Raw genomic sequence first — 24,059 nt, forward strand, 5'->3', positions numbered from 1 at the left:
TTCATTCCCATGGGTGTCCGACGTGAAGGCCGCGAAGCGGCTGTGCAATATCTCTATCTCCGCGAAGTCAACGGGGAGTGCGACCTTGAGAGCTTTTACAAATTTCGCGGGCTGAGCCCGGCGGCGCGCCGATTCACCGGTGAGCTCGTGGCTGGCACGATGAAAGAGCAGGAGGGCATCGACGAGACCATCCGCAAGAGCGCGCAGAACTACGAGCTCAACCGCATCTCCGCCGTCGATCGCAACATCCTCCGCGTGGCCATCTACGAGATGCTGCACTGCCCGGATACGCCGCCCGTGGTCTCCATCAACGAAGGCATCGAGATCGCGAAAAAATACAGCACCGAGGAGTCGGGCCGCTTTGTGAATGGCGTGCTCGACCAGGTGCGCTCCAGCCTCGCTCGTCCCGCTCGTACAGCCGCGAACTGATGCCGCTGAAGTTCCTTCAGAAGTTTGTCGCCCAGTATAGCGCCGGGCCGGCGGACTGGGATGCCCTGGAAGAAGCGCTCCTGCGCGCAGACCTCGGCGTATCCATGACGACGCACATCCTCGAGGCGGTGCGCAAGCGTGGTCTCGACGTGAATGCCCAGACGGCAGCGGAGGTGTGCCGCGAGGAAATCCTCAAGGTGCTGCCTCCGGCCGGTCCTCCGCCGATGCCTCTCCCTGATCGCCCGAGCGTGGTGCTGGTGGTGGGGGTCAACGGCACGGGGAAAACCACGTCGTCGGCCAAGCTCGCGCGCTGGTTCACCTCTGGCGGTTTCGGTTGTCTCCTCGTCGCGGCGGATACCTTTCGAGCGGCGGCCATCGAGCAACTCGAGGCCTGGGGCAAGCGGCTCGACATCGAGGTGCTCAAGGGCCAGTACGGCGGCGACTCGGCCGCGCTCTGCTTCGACGCCTGGAATAGCGCCCATCGCCGCAAGATTCCCTATCTCATCTGCGATACCGCCGGTCGACTGCACACCAAGAGCAACCTCATGCAGGAGCTCTCCAAGGTGAAGCGCACCATCGGGAAACATGATCCCACCGCACCTCGCGAGTGCCTGCTCGTCGTCGATGCCACCACGGGATCAAACGCCATCGTGCAGGCGAAGGAGTTTCATGAAGCCGTCGGCCTGACCGGCATCATCCTGACCAAGCTCGATGGTAGCGGAAAAGGTGGCGCGGCCGTCGCGATCCAGCACGAACTCGGCATCCCGACGCGATTTATTGGCACCGGGGAGAAGCCCGAGGATTTTGCGGCCTTTGACCGCGATACGTTCGTTAATACGATTCTTTAGGCCTGCCGTCAGTAGCCCCGGTAGTGGAGGCTGAGGAGGCGGTAGCTGTTCGCGTCGCGCTCGGCCGTGTAGTAGTAGAGCGAGAGCGAGGTGGCGTTTTGCGTCCACTGGTAGCCGATGAGGGTCTGGAGCACGTCGGACTCGCGGGTCTTCTGGCGGGCGATGACGCGGCCGATGCCGTACTTGCCCTCGATGTTGCGACGGGTCTGGTCGAAGAAGTTGCCGTATTGTGTCGAATCCCAGTTTGGGTCGCCATAGTGGAGCTCGATCTCGTTGAGCGAGTCGTTGTCGAAATAAAACAGCGCGCGCTGGAGGAGCTTTTGCGGGATGCCCTCGACGACGAGGCAGAGACGGTTCTGCACCTGCTTGCGCTCGACCACCGAGGCCTGGACGCGCTTCATGCTGTCCTCCAGACGCTGGGAGGATTCGCCCCAGGTGAAGTTGAATGGCACCTTGATCTCCTCGACGGCGTGCGCCGATCCGCAGGCCAGAAAGGCGGCGGCGAGGCACAGGAAAAGGAATCGACGGAGGCTGGTCATGGTGTTAAGCGGCGCAAATCTGCATCTTCTTTCAGGGAAGATCAATTTCCCCGGCATCAAAAGGCTCAATTTGATCCGATCCGCTGACGAGAAACTCGGCGACCACCGAGCCATCCCCGGCGAAAAGCTGGACTTGGCTGGAGTCTGCGACCTTTCGCGCGACGAGGCGTGGGTTGGGGGCGGAGAAATCGCCCACCCGGAGGGTGCGCAGGTTGTTGATCTCGAGCCAGACGGCGCCGTTGTAGCTGGAGGCTTTCACGTTGACCCGGCGACCCACGGGGGAAAGGCCCGCGGGTGAGACGCGCATCTCCACGGTATCCTGCTGCGGGGTGCTCCCGGCGTCGGGAACGAGGCGGCCATCGACGATGCCAAACCTCGCGCAGGGCGTGATGGATTTCTCGAGGAGGATTTTCCACGCGACTTCGCTGTTTTCCGTTTTCTTCTCCTGTCGGAGTACGCGGAACCGGGTGACGCCGGTGTCGTCGGCCTCGAGGATGGTGATCTCGTCGTTCTCGTCGGAGGCGTGGATACGCCGTACGGAGAAGCCATCGTAGTATTTTCTGAGGAACGTCCCGTCGGGGGCGAACTGACCGGCAGCCTCCCGGCCGGAGTCAATCTCCTGCCCGGTCAGCCAGATGGTGCTGTCCTTGCCGAACGACACGCTGGTGACGCGGAAGGGGACGTCGAGCTTCTGCCAGCGGTCGTTCTCCAGTTTCCACACGCCGAGCTGCTTCGACGTGCCGCCGAGGAGCTGGTGCTTCGGGCCGGAGGCGAGGGATTGGAACTCCTCGGGGGCCTCGCTGGTGGCGACGGGCTCGAGGGTGGGCAGGGAACGGCGAACGAGGGATTTGCCCTCGATGGAGAGCAGGGCGGTATCCTCGATGGCGAGGGCGGCTGGGGCGGCGGTAATGGTCTTTGACTCGCCTGGGAGCGGAAATGCGCTCAAGGCTCCCTCGCGGGCAACGACGACGGTCGAGGCGCTGGCCGCGATGCGAGAGGGGGCAAAGATGCCCGACGGGCGCAGGATGCGCTCGGGCTGGAAGATGCTCTCCGGTCCCTCGGCCGAGGGATCGAGGAGGGTTTTCCACAGGAGGTCGCCCTCGCGGGCGTACCGGGCGGCGAAGGGCTGGCCGTCGGCCAGGTTGCCGAGGAGGGCGAAGGTATCGGGAGTGACAGCAAAGTCGCTGATGCGGGCGATGCGCGGCGAGGCATCCTCTGTCACCCAGTCATTGAAATGGTAGGCGATGCCCTCCGATTTCACCTTTTCGGTGATGACGTAGCCCCGGATGAAGTATTTCCCGGCAGGCTGGGGCTTTCCGGCGTCGTCCCGGCCGTCCCAGGAGGTGATGAGGCCGTTGAGGCCGATGGTGAAGTCCTGCTCCTTTGCCTCGGAGGCGAGCTGGCGGACGAGATTCCCCTTTGCGTCAAAGACGCCAAGGCTGATCAACCCCTCATGCTCGGGCAGGGCGAAGGTGAATTTCTGATCGTCGGCTTGCGCGGCGGCGAGGCCGAGGGCGACGAGGGCCGGGAGAAGGAGATGCTTCAAGCGTAGTAGCGCCAATTGATATTGGGGAAAATATTATCCCGGGATTCGCAGGCCGCCAGCAGGGATTGATCAGGAGTTTTTTGGCCGAGGGCCTCGTAAAGCCGGATGAATCGCATGATGTGATCCTTGGTTCGTTTCTCGGCGTACTCCCGGGCGGTTCCGGTTTTCATCAGAAACGCCCAATCGCTGGATTGCGCGAGGAGGAGTTCCCGAGCCATCTGGGCGAGGATGCGCTCGCGCACTGCGGACTTGGTCCTGGCGTACTTGCGGGCGCTCTCCGTCATGCGACGGGCGGCGGCGTGGAGGTGCGGGTAGATCCAGGAGTTTACCTGATCGAGCCAGACCTCCCAGTACCCCTTGTTGCCCCAGCTGGAGGGCGAAGGGGCGACGATCTGGAGAGTCGGGTGATTGGCGAGATACAGGCTCGGCGTGGTGAGGGTAAAAGCCTGCTGGTCGTAAACCGCCTTGCGCAGGACGAGGTCGAGGAACTCCGGCCCCTCGTACCACCAGTGGCCGAAGAGCTCGGCGTCGAAGGGGCTCAGGATGATGGGATCGACCGGGAGGACGGACCGGAGCTGGTTCATCTGGTCGACCCGGCTCTGGACGAAGTGCCCGGCATGGGAATCCGCCGCGCCCATGGCCCAGTCGCGCCGGTAGAGGTCCTTGTGTTCGCTGCCGGTGATGCGGTGGTACTTGATGCCGGTGAACCGCCGGTGGCCGACCTCGGGGTAGACCCGGTGCAGATACTCCTCGGAGAGTTCCTTGCCGATGTCGCGGTAAAAGTCCCGATAGGCAGGGTCGCCGGGGTAACCCTCCCGGGCGCTCCAGACCTGGCGGCTGGATTCCCGGTCGCGGGCAAACACGGCAGGTCCCGCCACGGTGTAGTAGGGCGAGAAAATGGCAAAGCGCGGGCGGGGTTCGCCATACATGAGGCCGTGGGCGTCGACGACGAACCACCGGATGTTGGCCTCCTTGAGGACGCGGTCGATGCCGGGGATATATCCGCACTCGGGCAGCCAGATGCCCACGGGGTCCACGCCGAAGCACTCCCGGTGGTAATCGCGCCCGATGAATATCTGCGCCCTCATGGCCTCCGGGTAGCTCTCCATGAGGGGGAGGAACCCATGGGTGGCCGCGCAGGTGATGATCTCGATCACCCCATCGCGTTGCAGCTCGGCAAAGGCGGCCACGATGTCGCGCCCGATGTCGTGCAGGTAAAAGCTCTGCACCTCGAGGAACCTCGCATGATAAAACCTCGCCAGCTCATTGAGCCGCCCCTCCGCCGAGGTGCGCTCGATCTCCATGCGCGACAGCTCCACGCCCCGGGCGATGTAGCGTTCCGTCCGGTCCTGGAGTAGTGGGTCCCGCAACATTGCGCACAATGTTGGCGTCATGGTCAGGGTGATCCGGAAAGGGACCTTGTCGACCACGAGCTTCCTAAAAATCTTCAGGAGAGGGACATACGTCTCGACGACAGCCTCGAAAAGCCAGTCCTCTTCATGAAACTCCTCGTGTTCGGGATGTCTCACAAACGGCAGGTGCGCATGTAGGAGAAGCGCGAGGGATCCCGGATTCATTCCAGCGCGGGAAGCTATCTGTGCGAGAAGCCGGGGACAAGAGTGATTTGCTGTTGCCGGGCGGCCTTCGTTGAGTTCAACTTTGCGCTGCCTTGAAAAATCTCCCACCCATCGCATGCATCGCGGCACTGGCCTGCGTCTTGGTCCTTGGCTCCGCGTTCGCCGAAGAGCCCTCGCCACAGCAACTTGTCGATACCGCCATCTCGGAGTTTCAGGCAGGGAAATACGACCAGGCGCTCGAAAAGCTCAAGCAGGTCGAGAAGACCCAGCCCGACTCGGCCTTCCTCCAGAATCTGCTCGGAGCGGTCTATACCAAGAAGAAGGACTACGCGAATGCGAAGGCGGCCTTCGACAAGGCGCTGGACATCGACTACACGTTCTTCCCCGCTCAGTTCAACGTGGGCGAGGTGCTTTTCCTGCAGAAGCAGTATCCGCAGGCGCTCGATCACTTTGAACGCATGCTGCGCGGCGCTCCGGACAACGAGTTGCTCCAGTTCAAGGTGGCGCTCTGCCTCCTGCAGACCGGCCAGAAGGCGGAGGCGGAAAAGCTGGCCAACCGCATGAAATACCCCGGACAGGAGCCGGCATGGTATTTCACCCAGGCGGCGATCGCCATCAACAACAAGAACTCCCGCAAAGCGTCGGAGAACCTCGCGGCAGCCAGGGAGCTCTTCCCCGACAAGACCAGTATTTACACCGAGACCTTCCAGGATCTCGGGTGGCAGACCAAATGACCTCGACCCTGAAGTCTCAGAAACAAAAGAAGAAGGAGCTTTCTCTCCTGCACCCCAAGGCGCGCGTGCTCGTGACCGGTGCCGGTGGGTTCATCGGCAGCGCGATCGTTCATGCGCTCAATCAACGTGGCATCGAGCAGATCGTCGTGACGGATTTCCTCGGCGAAGACGAAAAATGGCGTAATCTCGCCCCGCTAGCCTTTGAGGACTATGTCCCGGCAGACCGCTTCCTCGAGGGCATTACGAAAGACCCCGATTCCTTCGGCAAATTCTCCGCCTGCTTCCACCTGGGCGCGTGCTCATCGACGACGGTGACAGATTCCGCCTACGTGATGGACAACAACTTTGGCTACACCAAGGCGCTGTGCCGCTGGGCGCTGGCCTCGGGCACGCGGTTTGTCTACGCCTCGTCCGCCGCCACGTATGGCGACGGAGCCGCCGGGATGGATGATCGCACGGAGAATCTCCGGGCTTACCGCCCGCTCAATCTCTACGGCTACTCGAAGCATCTCTTTGACCTCTGGGCGCAGCGCGAGGAGCTCCTCTCGGAGATCGTCGGCATCAAGTACTTCAACGTCTTTGGTCCCAACGAATACCACAAGGGAGATATGCGCAGCCTCGTGTGCAAGGCCTACGAGCAGATCGTCGCGACGGGCAAGATCCGTCTCTTCAAGAGCTACAAGCCGGAGTTTGCCGATGGCTGCCAGATGCGTGATTTCGTTTACGTAAAGGATGCGGTGGCCATGACGCTGCACCTCGCGGAAAATGAGGAAGTCGGTGGGCTTTTCAACGTGGGAGCGGGAGTCGCCCGGACCTGGGTGGACCTCGCCAACTCGCTCTTTTCCGCGCTCGGCATCCCGCCGCAGATCGAGTTTATCGAGATGCCCGAGAGCATCCGTCACCAGTATCAATACTACACCTGCGCCGATATTTCGAAGGTGCGCGAGGCGGGGTTCTCCGCGCCGACGACGACACTGGAGGATGCGGTGCGGGATTACGCGGTGAATTACCTGAAACCCGGCAAGCGTCTCGGCGACGAGGCGGCGGGCTGAGGCGGGGCAGAGACGCGATCGTGATGATCCGGCGTAGAGCGAAACGGCGGTAGGAAGGAAAGCATGTCTCCCGTCACTTCGCTGATCCTGGGGCTGGGGTTGTTTTTTCTCGGCCTGCGGCTGGTGGGGGACAATCTCCGGCTGCTGTGCAGCTCCAGCTTCCGGGATGTCATGAGGTCATCCGTCCACTCGCCCCTGGCACGGGTCGGGGTCGGGCTCTCGGCTGGTGCGCTCATGCAGAGCGCGACAGCGGTGACATTCATCCTGGTCAGCATGGTCGGGAGCGGGCTGATCCCGGCGAGCGCGGCCGGGCTGATCATTATCTGGTGCAATGTCGGCCTGACGGCTCTGGCCTTTGTCGCGACGCTGAATATCACGGCGGTCGTCGGATTCGTTGTCGGAGCCGCGGGCATCGCCATGGGCATGCTGCGGAAGAGGCTTCCCCAGACTGTGGCGGGGGCTTTGCTCGGGCTGGGTCTGATCCTGTACGGGCTGGAGCGAATGAGCGCGGGGGCTGCTCCGCTCAAGGAAGCGGAGGTCTTTCGAGGAGCCTTGGAACATGCGGTGTCCAATCCCGTCATGGCTTTTGTGGCGGGCATTATCGCCGCAGCCGTCCTGCAGTCAAACAGCGGCGCAGTGATGCTGGTCATCACCTTTGCGGCCAGCGGGTTGATCGATCTGGAGCCCGCCATGCTGCTCATTTTCGGCACGAACCTCGGGGCCATTGGGCTGCGGCTCTTTTTGTCGGCAGGCTTGAACCGCCCCATGCTGCGCCTCGTGCGGCTGGAGGATTTATTTTGCGTGATTAGCGGGGTGCTGATGTTTGCACTTTTTCTGATCGAGCAGTGCGGGGTGCCTCTCGTGGGGGCTCTGGTGCGATCGCTCCATCGCTCGATCGATGTGCAGCTGGCGGTGGTCTTCCTGCTTTCCAACCTGATACCCGCCGCGGTGATGACTCCCTTCATGGGCGTGTGGCGCCGGATGCTGGAGAAGATCTGGCCCGACAAATCGGCGGCCGATGATCCGTCGCGCCCGATGTACATCCTGCCCCAGGCGCTGAATGATCCGGCGACCGCGCTCGACCTGATGCGCAAGGAGCTCACCCGCCTGCTCAGCCATGTCCCGGTCAAGCCGATCACCGATGGCGATGGGGAAAACCCGGACCCTGCATTTCAGGCGCTTTCGCAGGCGATTGAAACCTTTGCCGTTCAGTTGAGCGCCCGGTCGGTGCTGAACGAGAAACAGGCGGGATTACTGCACGGTCTGCGGGCCGAGTTGAGCCTTATCCGGCATACGGAGGAGGCGGTGCGCCATTTTTGCCGAGGTTTGAAGCCCGGAGCGGCGGGGAAGCTCGACGAGACGCTGGCCGAGTTGCTGAAGGATTCCGTGGAGGCATCCTCGGCGCACGATGCCGCGAAGCTGGAGCAGCTGGAGGAGCGCACGAAGTGGAAGGGCGAGTTTCTCAACCAGGTCTCCAACGGGCATGCCGAGGCGCTGGAGACGCTCGATGCGACGGCGGCGCATGAGGATTTCCGCATCGCGGTCTGGACGCTGCACCGGCTGGCGAAGCTTCTCGCCCGGCTGGATGCGAGCGGAGGCTAGAGCCTCCTCCGATAAACAGAAAAGGCATCCACCGGAGTGGATGCCTTCCTGCTTTGTGTGATTGTGCGGGAGTGTGTGTACTAGAAAACCACGAGGGACTTGACCGTGTGAGGGGCAAGGACTTCGCGGCCTTTCAGGAATCCCAGCTCGATGAGGAACTGGGCTTGGACGACGTTGCCGCCGGCCTGCTCGACGAGTTTTGCCGCGGCTGCGGCGGTGCCTCCTGTGGCCAGGAGATCGTCGATGAGGGCGACGCGTTCGCCCGGGCGAAAGGCATCGAGATGAACTTCGATGGCGGCTTCCGCGTACTCGAGTTTGTAGGACAGACTGGCGGTCTTCCAAGGCAGCTTGCCCTTCTTGCGAATGGGGACGAAGCCGAGGCCGAGCCGGTCTGCGACGGTGGCGCCGAAGAGGAATCCCCGCGCATCGATGCCGGCGATCTTCTCGATTCCCTGTCCCTCGCAGTCGGCCACGAAGCGGTCGATGGCAAGGCGCAAGAGGCGGCCGTCGGCAAGGATCGGAGTGATGTCCTTGAAGACGATGCCCGGTTGCGGGAAATCCTGAATGTCGCGGACGGCCGCGCGAAGTTCGTCAACAGCCATGGGACTAGTCACCGAAGGAAATGCCCACGGCGCGAGCGGCCGAGACGAGCTGGCTGTCCTCGGTCACGCGGCGCAGCTTGTGCACGGCATGCGAGATCGGCACGTCGAGAGTGAGGTAATTCTGGTAGCTCACCATGGTGCCAAACTTCTTTTCCTCGATGAGCTGCACGGCCTTCACGCCGAAGCGGGTGCCGAGGATGCGGTCGAGGGTGGTGGGAGCGCCGCCGCGCTGGAGGTGGCCCAGGATGCAGGTGCGCACTTCCTTGTCGGTGCGGTCTGCGATTTCCTTGCCGACGATGTCGCCGACGCCGCCGAGGCGGTGTTCCCCGCTGGCCACGGCGTGACGGAGGGGCTTGCCATCCGGAGCCGCGCCTTCGGCCACGACGATCATCGTGCTCTTGGCGCCTTCCTTTTCGCGACGCAGGACTTCCTCCGCCACTTTCTCAACGGAGAAGGGGATCTCGGGGATGAGGATGACATCCGCACCACCGGCGAGGCCGCCGTGAAGGGCGATCCAGCCCGCGTTGCGGCCCATGACTTCCAGGACCATGACGCGCTTGTGACTGGTGGCCGTGGTGTGCAGGCGGTCGAGCGCGTCGGCCACGCAGGCCACCGCGGAGTCGAAGCCAAAGGTCATGGCCGTGGCCTCCAGGTCGTTGTCGATCGTCTTGGGGACGCCGATGACCGGGATGCCATTCTCAAACAGCTGGAGAGCGGTCGAGAGCGAGCCGTCGCCGCCGATACACACGAGGGCGGTGAGGCCGAGGTTGTGAAAGGTCTGCTTGGCCTGGTCGATGATATCCTGCGGGATGGCGGCCTTGTCACCGGCGCCGACCTTGGCGACGAAGTGGCCGCGGTTGGTCGTTCCGAGGATCGTGCCACCGAGGTGCATGATTCCCGAGGTATTGCGACGGTCCAGCGTGAAATAGTCGCCGGGAGGGAGGAGCCCCTCGTATCCGTCACGGAATCCAATTACTTCCCAGTCCAATTTGTCCGCCGCCCGGCAGACTCCTCGGATCACTGCATTAAGACCGGGGCAATCCCCGCCACTGGTCAGAACACCTATTCTTGTTTTCGGCATATTGTCTAAAGTGTCTGGGAGCTTTTGATCTTGCGGCCTTGCGCGGCCCACTGGTCGTAGGCGGCCCAGCCTTGCTTGATCAGGGCCAATCCTTCTCCGAAGCGATTGGTGGAGCCCAGAAGCACGACGATGATTCGGCGGGGGGTAACTTGAACGGTGTTTCCTTCGCGCTGCACCTCGGGGCGGCGTTCGGAGGAGAGGATGAGGCATTCGCCGGCCTTGGAGGTACGACCGGTTTTCACACCGTCGATATTCTCCTGGCCGAGGAGCTCGTTGGTGTTGCGGAGTTCAAAGGGATTATCGACACCGGCGCGGAAGACGTGGACGACCCGGCTCTCCTGCGAAACATAGAAGGGAAAGTCGGCCTCGCTGTAGGCATAGCGGGTGAGGCGGGCGATGTCGGCCGCGGTCGAGAAGGGGAGCGACTCGCTGTTGCTATCCAGCCCGCTCGGGTTGAGGAAGCGGGTGTGGTTCATCCCCAGCGTGCGGGCGAGGGCGTTCATGTGAGAGACAAAGTTGTCGATCGGCAGCAGGCCCTGGGTATTGGGGAGGCGGGAGCCGACATGCTCGGCCAGCACGGTGGCGGCGACGTTGTCGGAGGCCATGAGGGCGCAGTAAAGGAGGTCGCGCAGGCTAAGCTGGTCGCCCTCCTGGAGGCCCACCGGGTTGACTCCGCCGGAGGAAAGTGCACGGGCCGAGACGGTGGCCATCTGGGTGAGGTCGGCCTTGTTCAACTGCGCCCAGTCGAGCACGAGCATTCCGGTGGCCACCTTGGTGAGGCTGGCGACCTGACGTTTTTCGTCACGGTTATCCCCAGCCAGGATGCGGCCGGTCTGGTTGTCGACAATGATATAGCTCTGCGCGGCGAACAGCGAGCCGACGGAAAGCAGCAAGGCGCACAGCGGAGCGAGGCGCAGAATCTTCATAAGCAAATATCCCGAGCAGCCTATCGTCCAACCTCAAGAGTTCAATGCCATTTCTCCTTGGACCGGGTGGGAAACAGCTTCCTGGCCCTCCGCCGTTGATAATCTCACGGAATTTCCTACCATTTGGTAAAAGTCACGGAACATGCCCATATATGAATTCTACTCTCCGGATACGAATCGCATATACAGCTTTCTGGCCCGCAGCCTGAGCCTGCGGGACGCCATCCCGCGCTGCCCGGATAATCCCGGTGCGCGCATGGAGCGGATGGTCTCCCAGTTTGCCGTGACGGGAAGGGCGAAGGAACAGTCGACCGAACCCGGCCCCGAGATGATGGATGCCGGGATGGAGCAGGTGCTGGCCCGGATGGAGCGCGAGATGTCGACGCTCAATCCCGACAATCCCGATCCGCGCCAGCTCGGGCGCATGATGCGGCAAATGGCCGAGGCGACCGGGCAGAAAGTGCCCGAGGGCATGCGGGAAATGATCATGCGACTGGAGCGCGGTGAGGACCCCGAGAAGCTCGAGCAGGAGTATGGGGACAACCTGGAGGATTTTGCCGAGGGCGAGGAGGGAGCGATGGGAGTGGAAAAAACGCTCGCCCGTATCCGCCGGGGGCTGCCCTCCCGCGATCCGCAGCTGTACGAGATGCGGGATTACCTTCCCGAGGCCTGAGCGGCGTTACGCGGGCAACCCGGCCAGGCGTCGGGCGGCGGCGAGGGTGTCGATATCTGCCACGGTCTTGTCGGGGCGAAGGCGCTTGATGCGGGGAAACCGCAGGGCGAGGCCGCTGGCGTGGCGGTCGCTCGGCTGGATGGCATCGAAAGCGACCTCGATGACGATGCGGGGATCGACCTCCAGGCGGTTGCCGGTACGGGAAACCATCTGGGTGAGAAAGACCTCGGTGAGCTCCTCGATCTCGGTATCGGTAAGGCCGGAGTAGGCCTTGCCGATGGGCAGGAGACGGCCGGACGCCTCGTCACGCACGGCAAAGGTGTAGTCGCTCAGGACATTGCTGCGCCGCCCGTGGCCGTACTCGACGGCGACGACGATGACGTCGAGGGTGGCAAATTCCTTTTTGAGCTTCAGCCAGGAGAGGCCGCGCCGGCCGGGTGAGTAAATGCTCGTGGGGTCCTTGGCCATGAGGCCTTCATTGCCTCGGGCGCGGGCGGCGCGGAAGGTCTCCTCGATCTCGTCGGCGGAGCGTGCGGTATGCACCTCCGCGGCCAGGATGCCATCGGTGAGCGGGAGGCGCTGGAGCAGGCTGCGCCGCTCGGTGAGCGGTTTTTTCAAAAGCGACCGACCGTCGAGCTGAAGCAGGTCAAAGATCATGTAGGCGACGGGAATCTCGCCGCCGAGGAAGAGATCGGCCTCGCGGCGGCCGAGGCGCTTCTGGAGTTCGAAGAAACTGAGTGGCGTGCCGTTTTCCCAGGCGAGGATCTCACCGTCGAAGACAGCCTCGCGGCGTAGTCGGGCGGCGGCTGTGGCGACCTCGGGAAAGGTGTCGGTGATGCGCTTGAGGTCGCGGGTGTAAATCTCGACACGCTCGGGGGTGACGTGGATCTGCGCGCGGATGCCATCGAGCTTGTCCTCCAGCCAGACGCGTCCGCTGCCGCCGAGGCGGTCCCAGATGGCGACGGCATCCGGCTCGGGGCTGGCGAGCATGCATTTGATGGGCTGGAAGATCGTCAGCTCCGCCTGCTCGAGCCGTTTCTCGCTGGCGAGGGTGGCGGCGCGGCCGATGTCGCCGAGCAGCATGGCGGCCTCGCGCACATCGGTGGCATCGACCTCAAAGGCCGTGGCGACCGCTTCCTCAACCAGCCCTTCCTTGAGCCCGATGCGGAGGTCGCCGGTGAGGATGCGCACCAGATAGCCTCCCATGATGGGCGGCATGCGCCGAAAGGCCTCGGTGAGGATTTCTGTCTTGGCGATCGGTCCGCGGGCGGCGCGCAGGTCGACGAGCAGGCTGTGGATTTCGCCTATGGCGAGATTTCCCTCGCCGGGGTGATGGGCCAGGGCCTCGGTGGCGGTGAGCCCGGCATCATTGTGGCGGCGCGAGATGGTGCGCAGCTCCGCCATGGAGAGCCGGCTGGCGGCGCCGAGAGCCCGGTGAATGATCGACCAGCCGACGTTGATCGCCTTTTCCTCATGCGGCGGGAAGGCTCGCCCGGTCAGCCACGTCGCGGCGTGGGGGAGTTCCTCCGCAGGCAGGGCGCGGAGGTAGGTGGCGAGGAAGCGTACCTTGCGGAGCTTGCCCGTGGACTGGCGGATTCTTTCGCAGACGGAGCAAAAGCGCTCGAAGCCATGCGCCGGGCGGTCGCGCAAGGGGACGGCCTCGGGAGTCTTGCTCCGCCGGGATTCCACGATGGAGAACTCCAGCTGGTTCGCCCCGGTGAGCGCCCAGGCATCGATGCCACGGGCGCGGAGGTCGCGGGCAAACTCCTGTGCAAAGCCATGCAGCGTGAGCACGCGGCGGGGCTGGACGGTTTCCACGAGCTGCACCAGGTCGTCGTACCCCGCGTGGTCGGAAAGCGGAAAGGCTGCATCGACCTGGAGGCGGTAGCGTGCGGCGGGATCGAGAGCCCAGCCCGTGAGCACAGCCACGCGGCGTTTCTTGATGCGCGTGAGCAGGCGCGAGCCATTCGCGCTCGGCGGGCAGATCAGGACATGGCCGGAGAGTTTCTCCGGGTCATACTTTTCGTAGGCAGGAAAGGTGACGCCAAACTCCTCGTAAACCTGCGCGACGGTATAGACTGAGCCGTGCAGCATGATGGGCAGCCCGGCGCTGTGCAGGACGGAGAGGATCTCCTGGGCCTTGCCGAGGGCGTAACCCAGCAGGACGGGCGTCTCGCCATCCTCGAGCGTTTCGGTGCAGAACTTCAGCACGTCGGCGATGACTGCCTCGGCGGGCGGAAAGACGTAATGCGGGAGGCCGTAGGTGGTCTCCATCACGAGGGTATCGGCCCGCGGGGCTTGGAAGACCTCCGAGGAAAGGCCCTTGCGGAGCTTGAAATCTCCCGTGTAGAGCAGGGAGCCCTGGCCATCCTCGTAGAGAAGCTGGGCCGAGCCGAGTACGTGACCGGCGGGGAAGAGCGTTCCCGCCCAGGAGCCGAAGGCGCGACGTTCGCCGAAGGGCAGGATATCCAGTTGCCCGATGTCGCCGCCCATGCGGGCCTGCATCAGGCGGGCGGTGGGGGCGGTGCAGATGAGGTGACGGTGCCGGCCGGTATGGTCGCTGTGAGCGTGGGAAACAAAGGCGCGATCGCAGGGAATCCAGGGATCGAGCCACAGATCGGCATCAGGCAGATGCAGCCCTTTGCGATATTCGATGGCGACCATGGATAAGAGAGCGGAGGTCTTTTTAACTCCGGCCCCGAGGATAGGACGGCTTGATCATCGCCGCCACCAGAAAGCCCACCCCTATAAGGATCAGGAAGATCGAGAGAAACTGCCCGCGAGTGAGGGAGCCGGTGAGCGGGGCGTCGGGCTCGCGGAAAAATTCCGCGACACTGCGCAGCAGCGCGTAACCGAAGAAAAAAATCGCCGTCAGCACGCCGTTGGGCATGCGGACTCTCGTGCGCAGCAGCCAGAGCACGGTGAAGAGCAGGGCGCCCTCGAGGAAAGCCTCGTAGAACTGGGATGGATGCCGGGGCGACAGGATGCCAGCGAGGGCCGCGCGGAGCGGTTCGGAGTCGCGCGATGCCTCGATGATGGCGTCGACGGAGTTCCACGCCGGATTGATCGATGTGCTCTCCTGCAGGGCGAGGGAGACGGTTTCCTGCGGAGCGGTATAGAGTTCCTTGGGGAACTGGACGGCCCAGGGAACATTGGTGACGCGGCCGTAGAGTTCGCCATTGATGAAGTTGGCCAGGCGCCCCAGGAGCAGCCCGAGCGGCGCGGCAACGACGACGTTGTCCCCGATATTGCGCCAGGAAATCCTGGCATGCCGCGAGTACCACCAGGTGTACAGCGTGAGGCCGATGATGCCGCCATGGGCCGACATGCCGCCATCCCAGACCCGGACGATGGAGATGGGGTCGTGGATGAGGCCGTCCCAGTTGTAAAAAAGCATATACCCCAGCCGACCGCCGAGCAGTACGCCAAAGATGGCTCCGCCAATGATGAAGTCGGCGACCTTGGCCTCCGGGATATCGCAATACCCGCGGCGGGAGAGCGACTTGACGACGAGGATGCCGAGAAAAAATGCAGCAACATAGGCCAGGCCGTACCACCGCAGCCCGAAGACCTCGGTGAAGCGTATGAGATACGGGCTCAGGTCATGGACGTAATAGGCGAGCATAAAACCGGGCAGAACGATGGGAGAGCGATGCCCCGAGCGCAACCCGGAAATGGTGCGGCGTGACAGGCTCGCGGATTGACAGCACGGGCGCGGACCGCGTTTACTCTGCCGAGTGAAATCTGCCCTCTACCTGTCTGGCGCGGTGGGCGCCCTCATTCTCACAGCTTCCTGCACCACCCTGGAAAATCGGCGCGACCTGTACTCGCCGCAGCCGGTTAATGGACCGTACACCCAGATGGTGCGCAACGGCCTCCCGACCCCGGCGCCCAAGAAGAGCGCCGTGACCACGGAGACATCGGTCAGCGATTACAAGAACGTCGTCCGCTAAGGACGGCTACTGCATCATCTCCGGGCCGCCGACTTCCGGCGGTTTCGGAGGCTGGAGCTTGATCAGGATCTCCTCGATGGTGGGGTCCTGCTTGACCATGGCGTCGTGCATGGTTTTGCGAAAAGCCTCCGCCGCGGAGCGGCGATCTTCCGGCGTCGCTGCCGATTGCATGGTTTCCCGGGCCTTGGCCACGGCGGGATCCGCCTTGGCTTTTTCGCGTGCGGCATCCAGCCGCTGACGCTCCGGGGGCGAAAGCTTTTCCATACCGGCTCCCTCCGGTCCGCGAGGCGGGCGGGGCCCTTGTCCTTTGTCGAAGCCGTTTTTCTTGATGATCTCGTCCAGGCCGGGATCGAGCTGCTGCATTTTCTGTCGGACAGCGTTGAAAAATTCATCGCGTGCGTCGTCCGCCTTTTTGCGCAGTTCCTGGATCTTTGGGTCCTGCAGGGCTTTCTCACGGACATTCTCGAAGCGCATGCGCTCGTCCTCGGTGAGCTTGTCGAGGAAGCGCTTCATCATGCGCTCGCGCGGGAACTCCCGGGCCTGCTCCGGGTTGGGCGCGCCGGGTCGCGGGGCATCCGGCGGAGGTCCCGGCGGCTTCTGGTCCGACATGGCCGGAGCAGGGGCGGGGGACGGGTTGGCGCCTTCCATCTGGGCGCGTGCTGCGTGGGTGGCGAGGATAGTGCCGACCAGCGCGAGGATGACGGGACGGATTTTCATGGCGATAAAGGTAAAACCCCCTGGCAAAGGTAAAGTTGCTGGAAAACGCCTCCAGTTCAAGGGGTGGGATGGGTCTCGGTCGCGGCCTGTGCGACGGGGAGGCGGACCTTGAAGGTGGCTCCCTGCCCGGGGACGCTCTCGACCGAGACGGCCCCACCATGGGCCTGGATGACATGCTTGACGATCGATAGCCCGAGCCCGGTGCCTCCGGCCACGCGGGACCGATCCTTGTGCACGCGGTAGAAGCGCTCAAAGATATGCGGCTGGTCCTCCAGAGGGATGCCGGGGCCGTTGTCCTGAAAGGAAATGACGACGTCGTCGGCGTCGCGGATCACGGAGATGGCGACCAGCACCTGGTTGGCGGTCCCGTAGCGGAGGGCGTTTTCCAGCAGATTGGCAAAGACCTGGTCCAGATGGCGGGCGTCGCCTTCGAGGTAGGAGACCTCCTCGGGGCAGTCGATCGTGACCTGGGCGTTGCGCTCGGCGACGGCGGACTGGAGGCGGTGGAGGATTTTCCTAAAGACCTCCCGGAGATCGAGCGGGCGAAACTCCAGCATGGCGGAGCGGTGCTCCATCTTGGAGATGGTCATCAGGTCCTCGATCAGCAGCGTGAGGCGCTGGCCGTTCTTGTACATGACCTTGAGAGATTTCTCCGCCATCGGTCGGTCGTCGAGCGCACCGTCGAGCAGGGTCTCGATATAGCCATTGATGATGGCGAGCGGGGTGCGGAACTCGTGCGAGACATTGGCGACGAATTCGCGTCGGACGGACTCGAGGTTGCGCACCTTGGTGACATCGTGAAAGACGATGACTGCGCCCGGCGGGCGGCCCTGGCCGCGCGGACTCAAGCCGCCGACATGGATGTCGAAGTGCGTGGTGCCGCCGAAGGTGATGGAAATCTGGCGGCTTTGTCCGGAGGTGAGCGTCTGCTCGATGGCATTTTGCAGCTGGTGGCTGCGAAAGACCTCCATCACCGAGCGATTCACCGGCGACTGGCGCAGATCAAACATGCGCTGGAGTGGATCATTGCAGAGGCGAACTCGCAGGGAACGATCGACGATGAGCACGCCCTCCACCATGCTGGAGAGAATGGCTCGCAGGCTGAAGCCCTCGTCGGCCACCTGCCGGTCGAGCTGCTGGAGCAACTCGGAGATACGGCGGACGTTGGCGGCGATCTCGCGAAACACTCCCAGCCGGGAGCGAAGCAGCACGGGGCGGAAGTCGTAGGCGGCCAGGCGCTTGAGTGATTCCCGCACCTCGTTGAACGGGGCGATGATCTGGTAATAGACGTAGCTGGCCAGCAGGATGCCGACGGCTCCGCCGACAATGGCCCAGATCATTCGCCGGAGGCCTGCACGTTGAAGCGATACCCTTCGCCGCGCACCGTCTCGAGACGGGAGGCGTGGTCGCCGAGCTTCTCACGGAGGCGGCGCATGTGGGTGTCGACCGTGCGGGTGTCGATGGCATTCTGGTATCCCCAGACGTCAAAGAGCAGCGACTCGCGGCTCTGGATACGGCCACGGCGATCGATAAGCAGGGCCAGGAGCTTGAACTCGGTCGTGGTCAGGTCGAGCCGCTTGCCATCGAGGCGAATCTCAAAGGCATTTTTATCGACCTCAAAGGCGTCGACGGTGACCAGGTCGTTGCTCCGGCTGGAGCGCAGACGGCGTAGCAGGGCTTGCACGCGCAGGACGAGTTCCCTCGGGCTGAAGGGTTTGGTGACGTAATCATCCGCACCGAGTTCCAGGCCGCCCACACGCTCGTTGGGTTCGCTCTTGGCGGTGAGCATCACGATGGGCATCGTCTCGGTTTCCGGCTCACGTTTCAAAGCCTTGCAGACGGCGAGGCCATCCATGCGGGGAAGCATGAGATCGAGGACAATGACGTCGGGGCGGTTCTTGCGAGCCATTTCCAGGCCCTCGACTCCATCGTTGGCAATGATTACGCCAAACCCGGCGCGCGACAAATTGTAGCGCAGCAAATCAACGACATCGGACTCATCTTCTACGACTAGAACCGTATCCTGCATGCAGAGTCGGGTGATAGCTGTCCGACCCCCCGGCTGGCAAGCCGATGCGGAAAAAAGATTCGGGCCACTCGCGATGAATGCTCAGAACAAAGGAAACTGAACCGCGGTGGCCCGAATTGCTGCCTTAACCATAGAGTTTGACCCCCCAGGTGGCACCGCGTTCAATCTTTCGAAGATTTTTTTGAGAAAAATCTACTGCAGCCCGGATTCCGGGAATCGCAGGGGCTGGAACGGCTGGGGTTCCTGGCTGTTTGGGTCCCAATAAACCTCGGAGACGCGCTTCCAGATGGCGGCCGGCTCGGCTTTGAAGAGGGTCTTTTCCTTCAGCTTTCGACGCAGATCCGTGCGGAGCTGGTAGCTCGAGGCGTCCGGTGCGGCATCGAGTTGCGGCTGGCGGATCGCGATGCGATTCTGGTTCAGCAACTGATAATGGAGGAAGACGTAGCTGCCCTGCGGGATGTCGCCCGGTCCTTCATCGCAACGCAGCGTGAGGAACACCGCGGAGCCGACGCGGGAAATCCACCCCTCGAAACGCCACTTCTTCTTCGGTCCGGACTTGGGCTCGCTCTCGTACCAGACGGTATAGCGAGCGCCCGTAAGGGGAAGAACCGTGGCGCGATCGAGGTCGCCCTTGTCGTTGGTGTGTTCCCAAACGCCTAGGAGCCAGGTGTTTATGTCCTTGGACGGCGTATCGGTCAGCGGATGGTCGTAAAAGCAGCCCGTGAGGACTGAACAAATGATGGCCATCAGCGCGGCCGCGCAGGAACGAGAAATCATAGCGTACGGGCGCCTGCTATAACCAAGTTCCCGACGGAATGACACTGTTTTTCGGCACGACCACGATGCCATCGCGAATGTAAAAGCCCTCGCCGTCGTAATCCGCCGCCTTTCCGGCAGGAGAGATGACGACGTTGTCCCCGATGCGGGCATTCTTGTCGATGATGGCGTTTTCGATATGGGTGCCCTGGCCGATGCCGATGCGGGGATGGCCGTTGGCCGGGGACTCCGAGAGGTCGGACTCGTAGTAGTCCGCGCCCATCATGATGACATTCTTGAGCTTGCAGCCGGGATTGATGATCGAGCGGATGCCGATGATGGCGCGGTCGATGGTCGAGTCGGTGATGACGCACCCGTCGGAGATCATGGCCTGGTCGATCTTGGTATTGCTGATCACACTGGCCGGCAGGAAGCGCGGATGCGTGTAAACCGGAGCGCCCGGGATGTTGAAGCTGAAAGATGGGTTCGTCTCCGCCAGGTTGAGATTGGCATCGAAGAAGGCTTTGATCGTGCCGATGTCCTCCCAGTAGCCCTGGAAGATATAGGCGTTGACCTGGTATTTCTCGATGGCGGCAGGGATGACGTGCTTGCCGAAGTCGACGAGGTCGTTGTCGAGGCACTCGATGAGGACCTTGCGGCTGAAGACGTAGATACCCATGGAGGCCTGGAAGAGCTCCTCTGTCTCGGGGTGGCCGATGGAGCGGAGGAGGTCCGGCGGGATGCGCAGGCTGTCGAGGACGGCGGGGTCCTTGGGCTTCTCCACGAACTCGATGACGCGGCGCTGCTCGTCGGTGTGCATGATGCCGAAGCCCGAGGCGTCGGCGCGATTCACCGGGATGGTGGCGAGCGTGATGTCGGCCTTGGTCTCGATGTGCTGGCGGAGCACGTCGCGGTAATCCATGCGATAGAGCTGGTCGCCGCTGAGGATCACGAGGTAATCGGCCTGGCGCTCGAGGAAGTAGCGCATGTTTTGCCGTACGGCGTCGGCCGTGCCCTGGTACCAGCGGGAACCCTCGGGGGTCTGCTGGGCGGCCAGGATCTCGACGAAGCTGGGCGTGAAGTTGTCAAACTTGTAGCTCGCGTTGATATGCCGGTGCAGCGACATGCTGTTGAACTGGGTGAGCACGTAGATGCTGCGCAGGCCGGAGTTCAGGCAGTTGCTGATCGGGATGTCGACCAAGCGGTATTTGCCGCCGAGCGGGACCGCGGGCTTGGCGCGTTCCTTGGTGAGGGGGAAGAGTCGGGTGCCAGCACCGCCGCCCATGATGATGGCGAGGGTGCGATTAAGAGGGAGAAGGATGGGTCGTGCGCTCATCGCGAGAGAGGAAACGGGAATTGCATCTTGCCCGGCTGTATGGCTCTTGTCACGATCCTAAAGAGATATGTGCGGAATTGTTGGATACGTTGGCAAGGCTGAGGCGGTGCCCGTTCTTTTGGACGGCCTGCGCAGGTTGGAGTACCGTGGATACGATTCCGCCGGGGTGGCGACACTCAACGGTCATGGCATCGAGGTTCGCAAATCGGTGGGCCGCATCGCGGAGCTCGCGCGGGTCATCGGCGAGTCGCCCGTGCATGGTCGCATCGGCATCAGCCACACGCGCTGGGCCACGCATGGCGGCGTGACGAATGAGAACGCCCACCCGCACTACGACCAGAGCGGCAAGCTCGTCCTCGTGCACAATGGCGTGATCGAGAATTACCAGACCCTCCGTGAGCAACTCGAGGAGCGGGGGCATGTTTTTAAATCCCAGACGGATACCGAGGTGCTGGCGCATCTCATCGGCGAGGCCTTTGAGCGCAATGGCGACATCAGCCAGGCGGGACTCGTCACCGCGGTGCGCGAAGCCCTGCGGCAGGTGATCGGTACGTATGGCATCGGGGTGCTGCACTCGGCGTTGCCCGGCGTGCTGGTCGGCGCGCGGCGCGGCAGCCCGCTGGTCGTCGGCATCGGCAAAGGCGAGCATTTCCTCGCCAGCGACGTGAGCGCGATCGTGGCGCACACCCGCGAGGCGGTGTACCTGAATGACTACGAGATCGTGGCCTTGCGCGAGGATGGGTTTGATATCTCCACGCTGGCCGGGTCGGGCGTGAGCTTTCAGGTGAGCAAGGTCGAGTTCTCTGCTGAGGACGTCGACAAGGGGACGTACCCCCACTACATGCTCAAGGAGATCTACGAGCAGCCGAATTCCGTGCGCGACGCGATGCGCGGCCGCCTTTCGCCCGAGGAGGCGACGGCCAAGCTGGGCGGGCTGAACATGACGAACGCCGACCTGCGTTCCGTCGAGCGCATCATTCTCTGCGGCTGCGGCACGGCGTTTCACGCGGCGATGGTGGGCGAGTACCTTATCGAGTCGCTCGCGCACATCCCGGTGGAGTGCGAGTTTGCCAGCGAGCTGCGCTATCGCAACCTGCCGACCGACCGCGACACGCTGGTCTTTGTCATCAGCCAGAGCGGCGAGACGGCGGATACGCTGGCGGCCTTGCGCGAGAGCCAGCGCAAGGGTCACCGTACCTTAGGCATCTGTAACAGCGTCGGCAGCACGATCGCCCGCGAGAGCGACGGCGGCGTCTACATGCACGCCGGGCCGGAGATCGGCGTGGCGGCGACGAAGTCCTTTACCTCGCAGCTCACGATCATGACGCTGCTGGCGACCCTGCTCGGCCGCATTCGTTACCTTAGCTATGCCGAGGGTTTGGAAATCCTCGCCAACCTCGAGCGCCTGCCTGCTCTGGTCTCGCAGACACTGGAACTCGACGCCCAGGTGGCAGCCATCGCGAAGAAATACGCGAAGGCGCCCAACTTCCTCTTCATGGGCCGCCAGGCGAACTACCCGATCGCTTTGGAAGGTGCCCTCAAGCTCAAGGAAATCAGCTACATCGCCGCCTCGGGCTACCCCAGCGCCGAGCTGAAGCATGGCGTGATCGCCCTGGTCAACGAGGTGACGCCCTCGGTCTTCATCGCGCCGCGAGACGCGGTCTTTGAGAAGAACGTGAGCAACATCGAGGAGGTCAAGGCGCGCAAGGGTCCGGTGATCGCCATCGGCACCGAGGGCAACGACCATCTCGACAAGGTGGCCGATGAGGTAATCCGCATCCCGCAGTCGCCCGATTATATCACCCCGATTCTCGCCTCGATCCCGCTCCAGTTGCTCGCCTACCACATCGCCGCCGAACTCGGCTGCGACGTCGACAAGCCCCGCAATCTGGCGAAGAGCGTGACGGTGGAGTAGGAGCAGTCCTCCTCCTTCGGATCGGCAAGATTCTGGCGGAGGCGGCGGATCGGACGACGAAACGCCGCTTGGCTAAGATTTTTCAATTAACTGGTCGTGCAAGTTTTCGACTTCTCCGCCGCGGAGAAACATCTCGCGAAAGCCGATCCGGTGATGCGCGGGTTGGTCCGTCAGTTTGGGCCGGTGTCGATCGGGGAGGAGGAGCGGCGGCAGAGCCTGTTTGAGTCGCTGGTGCGGGCGATTGCGAATCAGCAACTGAGCGGGCGGGTGGCGGATGTGATCCTCGGGCGCTTTGTGAAGTTGTTCCCGGGGAAGAAGTTCCCGGCGGCCAGGGACCTGGCGGCGGTGACGGATGAGGAGATTCGCGCGGCGGGGTTTTCATGGGCGAAGATCGCAGCGGTGCGCGACCTCGCGGCCAAGGTGATCGATGGCACGGTGCCGACGGCGGCAAGGATTCATAAGCTTTCCGACGCGGAGATCATTGAGCGGCTTACGGCGGTGCGGGGCATTGGGCAATGGACGGTCGAGATGTTGCTCATTTTCAAACTCGGCAGGCCCGACGTCCTGCCCGTCGACGATCTCGGCGTGCGCCAGGGGTTTACACGCGCCTATGGATTGGGTGAACCCGTGAAGCCCAGGGCGCTACGGGAATACGGCGAACTCTGGCGGCCGTATCGCACTGTGGTCACGCTGTATCTGTGGCGTGTGATGAAGGCTGCGGGCGACGGTGGCGCACCGGCGATTTAGCGCGTGGATCAAAAAAACTGCGTATCCCGGAGTGGCTGGGTCGCCCGGCTGGTAATCGGGTGAGTGGGCGGTGTTGCGGAGATCCCGGGTCGGTTTGATGGGAGCGCAAGCCATTGGCCGAAAAGGACAAGCTCTTCAGCTTGAGGTTTTGTTGTGAAGCGTTGTTGCAAAAGGTGGGTGTGGGATGATTAGAGTTCCGGTGAATTTGCAAGGGGGATTATCTAAGTTTTTTTAAGCTAAATTCCGGTGGTTCCCTTGACAAAGGAAAAGGCTGCATGACCTTTCTTCAGTGCTATGTGTCGCCGGTATACGCGATTCGTGGTGCTTGAAGGAGTGGTGTTAGCGATAGTGGTAGGGGTATTGTGGTCCGGCTGTGCAGATCCTGCTTTTCAAGCCTATCAGTCCACTCCCATATTCGGGAAGTCGCGCGGCATTGTGCGCAACGGGCATGCCTATCAATATCAGTTCCGGTATCGCGGCGGCCTGGTTACCTATGAAGGGTGGAGGGGCGGCGTCTGGTCCATGGATGGAAGTCGCAGACCGGTCGGCGTGGCGCACGCCATGGAGCCCGGGCAGGCTCCCCCGTTTCCGAATGGATGTCTGGTCTATGCCTGCATGAGGGCGGAGGAAATGCGCATCGGGTGGCAGCCGGGAAGGCGTTCCCAGGTGATCGCCTATTATCGAGGGGATGGATCAGGTCATGCATTTGTGGTCTATGACCTGCCCGAGGGGGTGTTTGGGGAGGATAACCTGGGGCGCAAGGTGAGGCTCCCGGACTGGAAGAACCGTACCTCGAGCGAGGCGCTGCGGCTGGCGACGGCTTTTTGTCAGCAGACGAAGGCGCGGCGCTCCTCCTATCCCCGGGAGGCTTCCTTTATCGGAATGTACTAAGCCTTGTGCCCGGTGAGTCATGGGCGGGCTTGTCTGACTAATGCAACGGATTGCTTAGTTTCGGAGATGCCTGGGTTGTTCTTTGGGTGATGCGTTTCTGGCGCAG

General features: G+C 62.8%; 23 protein-coding genes. 10 read left to right on the forward strand and 13 right to left on the reverse strand.

Going from position 1 to position 24,059, the window contains the following annotated elements; all coding sequences use genetic code 11:
• Positions 1 to 9: 9 nt before the first annotated feature.
• Both nusB and ftsY read left to right on the forward strand, forming a co-directional pair.
• Positions 10 to 429: a transcription antitermination factor NusB gene (gene nusB, locus TSACC_RS03215; RefSeq protein ID WP_075077951.1), complete on the forward strand. Its 420-nt coding sequence runs from the start codon at positions 10 to 12 to the stop codon at positions 427 to 429.
• A complete protein-coding gene (ftsY, locus tag TSACC_RS03220) occupies positions 429 to 1,277 on the forward strand; it encodes a signal recognition particle-docking protein FtsY (RefSeq protein ID WP_075077952.1) in 849 nt (282 codons plus the stop codon). The genes nusB and ftsY overlap by 1 nt, the downstream gene beginning before the upstream one ends.
• An 8-nt stretch (positions 1,278 to 1,285) precedes the next feature.
• Here the strand turns inward: ftsY and TSACC_RS03225 are convergent, their stop codons facing one another.
• The 3 genes from TSACC_RS03225 to TSACC_RS03235 are packed head-to-tail and all read right to left on the reverse strand — an operon-like array spanning position 1,286 to position 4,939.
• On the reverse strand, positions 1,286 to 1,816 hold the full coding sequence (locus TSACC_RS03225) for a hypothetical protein (protein WP_075077953.1): 531 nt from the start codon (positions 1,814 to 1,816) through the stop codon (positions 1,286 to 1,288).
• A gap of 31 nt (positions 1,817 to 1,847) precedes the next feature.
• Positions 1,848 to 3,362 carry a flagellar hook assembly protein FlgD gene (locus TSACC_RS03230; RefSeq protein ID WP_075077954.1) on the reverse strand — a complete coding sequence of 505 codons (1,515 nt, stop codon included), beginning with the start codon at positions 3,360 to 3,362 and terminating at the stop codon, positions 1,848 to 1,850.
• Positions 3,359 to 4,939, reverse strand: a complete 1,581-nt coding sequence (locus TSACC_RS03235; RefSeq protein WP_075077955.1) for a glycoside hydrolase family 57 protein — start codon at positions 4,937 to 4,939, stop codon at positions 3,359 to 3,361. The genes TSACC_RS03230 and TSACC_RS03235 overlap by 4 nt, the downstream gene beginning before the upstream one ends.
• A gap of 92 nt (positions 4,940 to 5,031) precedes the next feature.
• Here TSACC_RS03235 and TSACC_RS03240 point away from each other — a divergent pair, with 92 nt between their 5' ends.
• The 3 genes from TSACC_RS03240 (at position 5,032) to TSACC_RS03250 (ending at position 8,327) form a co-directional block, all read left to right on the forward strand.
• On the forward strand, positions 5,032 to 5,673 hold the full coding sequence (locus TSACC_RS03240) for a tetratricopeptide repeat protein (protein ID WP_075077956.1): 642 nt from the start codon (positions 5,032 to 5,034) through the stop codon (positions 5,671 to 5,673).
• Positions 5,670 to 6,725 (forward strand): ADP-glyceromanno-heptose 6-epimerase, encoded by a 1,056-nt coding sequence (gene rfaD / locus TSACC_RS03245; protein WP_084400150.1) that lies wholly within the window; start codon positions 5,670 to 5,672, stop codon positions 6,723 to 6,725. The genes TSACC_RS03240 and rfaD overlap by 4 nt, the downstream gene beginning before the upstream one ends.
• Before the next feature lie 63 nt (positions 6,726 to 6,788).
• Entirely contained in the window at positions 6,789 to 8,327 is a 1,539-nt protein-coding gene (locus TSACC_RS03250; RefSeq protein WP_075077957.1) for a Na/Pi symporter, read from the forward strand.
• Between the two features lie 80 nt (positions 8,328 to 8,407).
• On the opposite strand, the gene TSACC_RS03255 is transcribed toward TSACC_RS03250, so the two are convergent.
• From TSACC_RS03255 to TSACC_RS03265, 3 genes are read right to left on the reverse strand one after another with little or no spacing between them, the layout of a single operon-like run.
• A complete protein-coding gene (locus tag TSACC_RS03255) occupies positions 8,408 to 8,929 on the reverse strand; it encodes an adenine phosphoribosyltransferase (RefSeq protein WP_075077958.1) in 522 nt (173 codons plus the stop codon).
• Positions 8,930 to 8,933: 4 nt separating this feature from the next.
• A complete protein-coding gene (locus TSACC_RS03260) occupies positions 8,934 to 10,010 on the reverse strand; it encodes a 6-phosphofructokinase (protein WP_075077959.1) in 1,077 nt (358 codons plus the stop codon).
• Between the two features lie 5 nt (positions 10,011 to 10,015).
• Positions 10,016 to 10,936 carry a D-alanyl-D-alanine carboxypeptidase family protein gene (locus TSACC_RS03265; protein WP_075077960.1) on the reverse strand — a complete coding sequence of 307 codons (921 nt, stop codon included), beginning with the start codon at positions 10,934 to 10,936 and terminating at the stop codon, positions 10,016 to 10,018.
• 142 nt (positions 10,937 to 11,078) lie between these two features.
• Between TSACC_RS03265 and TSACC_RS03270 the strand changes: the two genes are divergently transcribed.
• Positions 11,079 to 11,609 (forward strand): hypothetical protein, encoded by a 531-nt coding sequence (locus tag TSACC_RS03270; protein WP_075077961.1) that lies wholly within the window; start codon positions 11,079 to 11,081, stop codon positions 11,607 to 11,609.
• Positions 11,610 to 11,615: 6 nt separating this feature from the next.
• On the opposite strand, the gene TSACC_RS03275 is transcribed toward TSACC_RS03270, so the two are convergent.
• Positions 11,616 to 14,273, reverse strand: coding sequence for an ATP-dependent DNA ligase (locus TSACC_RS03275; RefSeq protein ID WP_075077962.1), 2,658 nt, complete (start codon positions 14,271 to 14,273; stop codon positions 11,616 to 11,618).
• A 22-nt stretch (positions 14,274 to 14,295) separates the two neighbouring features.
• On the reverse strand, positions 14,296 to 15,234 hold the full coding sequence (gene lgt, locus TSACC_RS03280) for a prolipoprotein diacylglyceryl transferase (RefSeq protein WP_075077963.1): 939 nt from the start codon (positions 15,232 to 15,234) through the stop codon (positions 14,296 to 14,298).
• A gap of 112 nt (positions 15,235 to 15,346) precedes the next feature.
• Between lgt and TSACC_RS03285 the strand changes: the two genes are divergently transcribed.
• Positions 15,347 to 15,562 carry a hypothetical protein gene (locus TSACC_RS03285; RefSeq protein ID WP_153811225.1) on the forward strand — a complete coding sequence of 72 codons (216 nt, stop codon included), beginning with the start codon at positions 15,347 to 15,349 and terminating at the stop codon, positions 15,560 to 15,562.
• Positions 15,563 to 15,568: 6 nt separating this feature from the next.
• On the opposite strand, the gene TSACC_RS03290 is transcribed toward TSACC_RS03285, so the two are convergent.
• The 5 genes from TSACC_RS03290 to TSACC_RS03310 form a co-directional block, all read right to left on the reverse strand.
• Entirely contained in the window at positions 15,569 to 16,279 is a 711-nt protein-coding gene (locus tag TSACC_RS03290; RefSeq protein ID WP_075077965.1) for a hypothetical protein, read from the reverse strand.
• A gap of 56 nt (positions 16,280 to 16,335) precedes the next feature.
• Positions 16,336 to 17,619 (reverse strand): sensor histidine kinase, encoded by a 1,284-nt coding sequence (locus TSACC_RS03295; RefSeq protein WP_075077966.1) that lies wholly within the window; start codon positions 17,617 to 17,619, stop codon positions 16,336 to 16,338.
• The gene (locus TSACC_RS03300; protein WP_075077967.1) at positions 17,616 to 18,308 is read right to left on the reverse strand and encodes a response regulator; all 693 of its coding nucleotides are present in this window, start codon (positions 18,306 to 18,308) and stop codon (positions 17,616 to 17,618) included. Before TSACC_RS03300 ends, TSACC_RS03295 begins: the two co-directional genes overlap by 4 nt.
• Positions 18,309 to 18,500: 192 nt before the next feature.
• Positions 18,501 to 19,085, reverse strand: a complete 585-nt coding sequence (locus TSACC_RS03305; protein ID WP_075077968.1) for a hypothetical protein — start codon at positions 19,083 to 19,085, stop codon at positions 18,501 to 18,503.
• 16 nt (positions 19,086 to 19,101) lie between these two features.
• The gene (locus TSACC_RS03310) at positions 19,102 to 20,400 is read right to left on the reverse strand and encodes a glucose-1-phosphate adenylyltransferase (RefSeq protein WP_075077969.1); all 1,299 of its coding nucleotides are present in this window, start codon (positions 20,398 to 20,400) and stop codon (positions 19,102 to 19,104) included.
• Positions 20,401 to 20,467: 67 nt separating this feature from the next.
• Here TSACC_RS03310 and glmS point away from each other — a divergent pair, with 67 nt between their 5' ends.
• From glmS to TSACC_RS03325, 3 genes are all read left to right on the forward strand, one after another.
• Entirely contained in the window at positions 20,468 to 22,315 is a 1,848-nt protein-coding gene (gene glmS / locus TSACC_RS03315; RefSeq protein ID WP_075077970.1) for a glutamine--fructose-6-phosphate transaminase (isomerizing), read from the forward strand.
• Between the two features lie 96 nt (positions 22,316 to 22,411).
• Positions 22,412 to 23,062 carry a DNA-3-methyladenine glycosylase family protein gene (locus TSACC_RS03320; RefSeq protein ID WP_202815900.1) on the forward strand — a complete coding sequence of 217 codons (651 nt, stop codon included), beginning with the start codon at positions 22,412 to 22,414 and terminating at the stop codon, positions 23,060 to 23,062.
• Positions 23,063 to 23,497: 435 nt separating this feature from the next.
• The gene (locus TSACC_RS03325) at positions 23,498 to 23,953 is read left to right on the forward strand and encodes a hypothetical protein (RefSeq protein WP_153811226.1); all 456 of its coding nucleotides are present in this window, start codon (positions 23,498 to 23,500) and stop codon (positions 23,951 to 23,953) included.
• Positions 23,954 to 24,059 lie beyond the last annotated feature (106 nt).

The organism is Terrimicrobium sacchariphilum (assembly GCF_001613545.1).
Classification (GTDB): domain Bacteria; phylum Verrucomicrobiota; class Verrucomicrobiia; order Chthoniobacterales; family Terrimicrobiaceae; genus Terrimicrobium; species Terrimicrobium sacchariphilum.

Coding starts and splice junctions, on each gene's coding strand:
- TSACC_RS03225 (WP_075077953.1), bottom strand. CDS start 1,816: ATGACCAGCCTCCGTCGATTCCTTTTCCTGTGCCTCGCCGCCGCCTTT.
- TSACC_RS03235 (WP_075077955.1), bottom strand. CDS start 4,939: ATGAATCCGGGATCCCTCGCGCTTCTCCTACATGCGCACCTGCCGTTT.
- TSACC_RS03295 (WP_075077966.1), bottom strand. CDS start 17,619: ATGATCTGGGCCATTGTCGGCGGAGCCGTCGGCATCCTGCTGGCCAGC.
- TSACC_RS03290 (WP_075077965.1), bottom strand. CDS start 16,279: ATGAAAATCCGTCCCGTCATCCTCGCGCTGGTCGGCACTATCCTCGCC.
- TSACC_RS03270 (WP_075077961.1), top strand. CDS start 11,079: ATGCCCATATATGAATTCTACTCTCCGGATACGAATCGCATATACAGC.
- TSACC_RS03265 (WP_075077960.1), bottom strand. CDS start 10,936: ATGAAGATTCTGCGCCTCGCTCCGCTGTGCGCCTTGCTGCTTTCCGTC.
- TSACC_RS03305 (WP_075077968.1), bottom strand. CDS start 19,085: ATGATTTCTCGTTCCTGCGCGGCCGCGCTGATGGCCATCATTTGTTCA.
- TSACC_RS03300 (WP_075077967.1), bottom strand. CDS start 18,308: ATGCAGGATACGGTTCTAGTCGTAGAAGATGAGTCCGATGTCGTTGAT.
- TSACC_RS03310 (WP_075077969.1), bottom strand. CDS start 20,400: ATGAGCGCACGACCCATCCTTCTCCCTCTTAATCGCACCCTCGCCATC.
- ftsY (WP_075077952.1), top strand. CDS start 429: ATGCCGCTGAAGTTCCTTCAGAAGTTTGTCGCCCAGTATAGCGCCGGG.
- TSACC_RS03275 (WP_075077962.1), bottom strand. CDS start 14,273: ATGGTCGCCATCGAATATCGCAAAGGGCTGCATCTGCCTGATGCCGAT.
- TSACC_RS03250 (WP_075077957.1), top strand. CDS start 6,789: ATGTCTCCCGTCACTTCGCTGATCCTGGGGCTGGGGTTGTTTTTTCTC.
- rfaD (WP_084400150.1), top strand. CDS start 5,670: ATGACCTCGACCCTGAAGTCTCAGAAACAAAAGAAGAAGGAGCTTTCT.
- TSACC_RS03255 (WP_075077958.1), bottom strand. CDS start 8,929: ATGGCTGTTGACGAACTTCGCGCGGCCGTCCGCGACATTCAGGATTTC.
- glmS (WP_075077970.1), top strand. CDS start 20,468: ATGTGCGGAATTGTTGGATACGTTGGCAAGGCTGAGGCGGTGCCCGTT.
- TSACC_RS03260 (WP_075077959.1), bottom strand. CDS start 10,010: ATGCCGAAAACAAGAATAGGTGTTCTGACCAGTGGCGGGGATTGCCCC.
- nusB (WP_075077951.1), top strand. CDS start 10: ATGGGTGTCCGACGTGAAGGCCGCGAAGCGGCTGTGCAATATCTCTAT.
- lgt (WP_075077963.1), bottom strand. CDS start 15,234: ATGCTCGCCTATTACGTCCATGACCTGAGCCCGTATCTCATACGCTTC.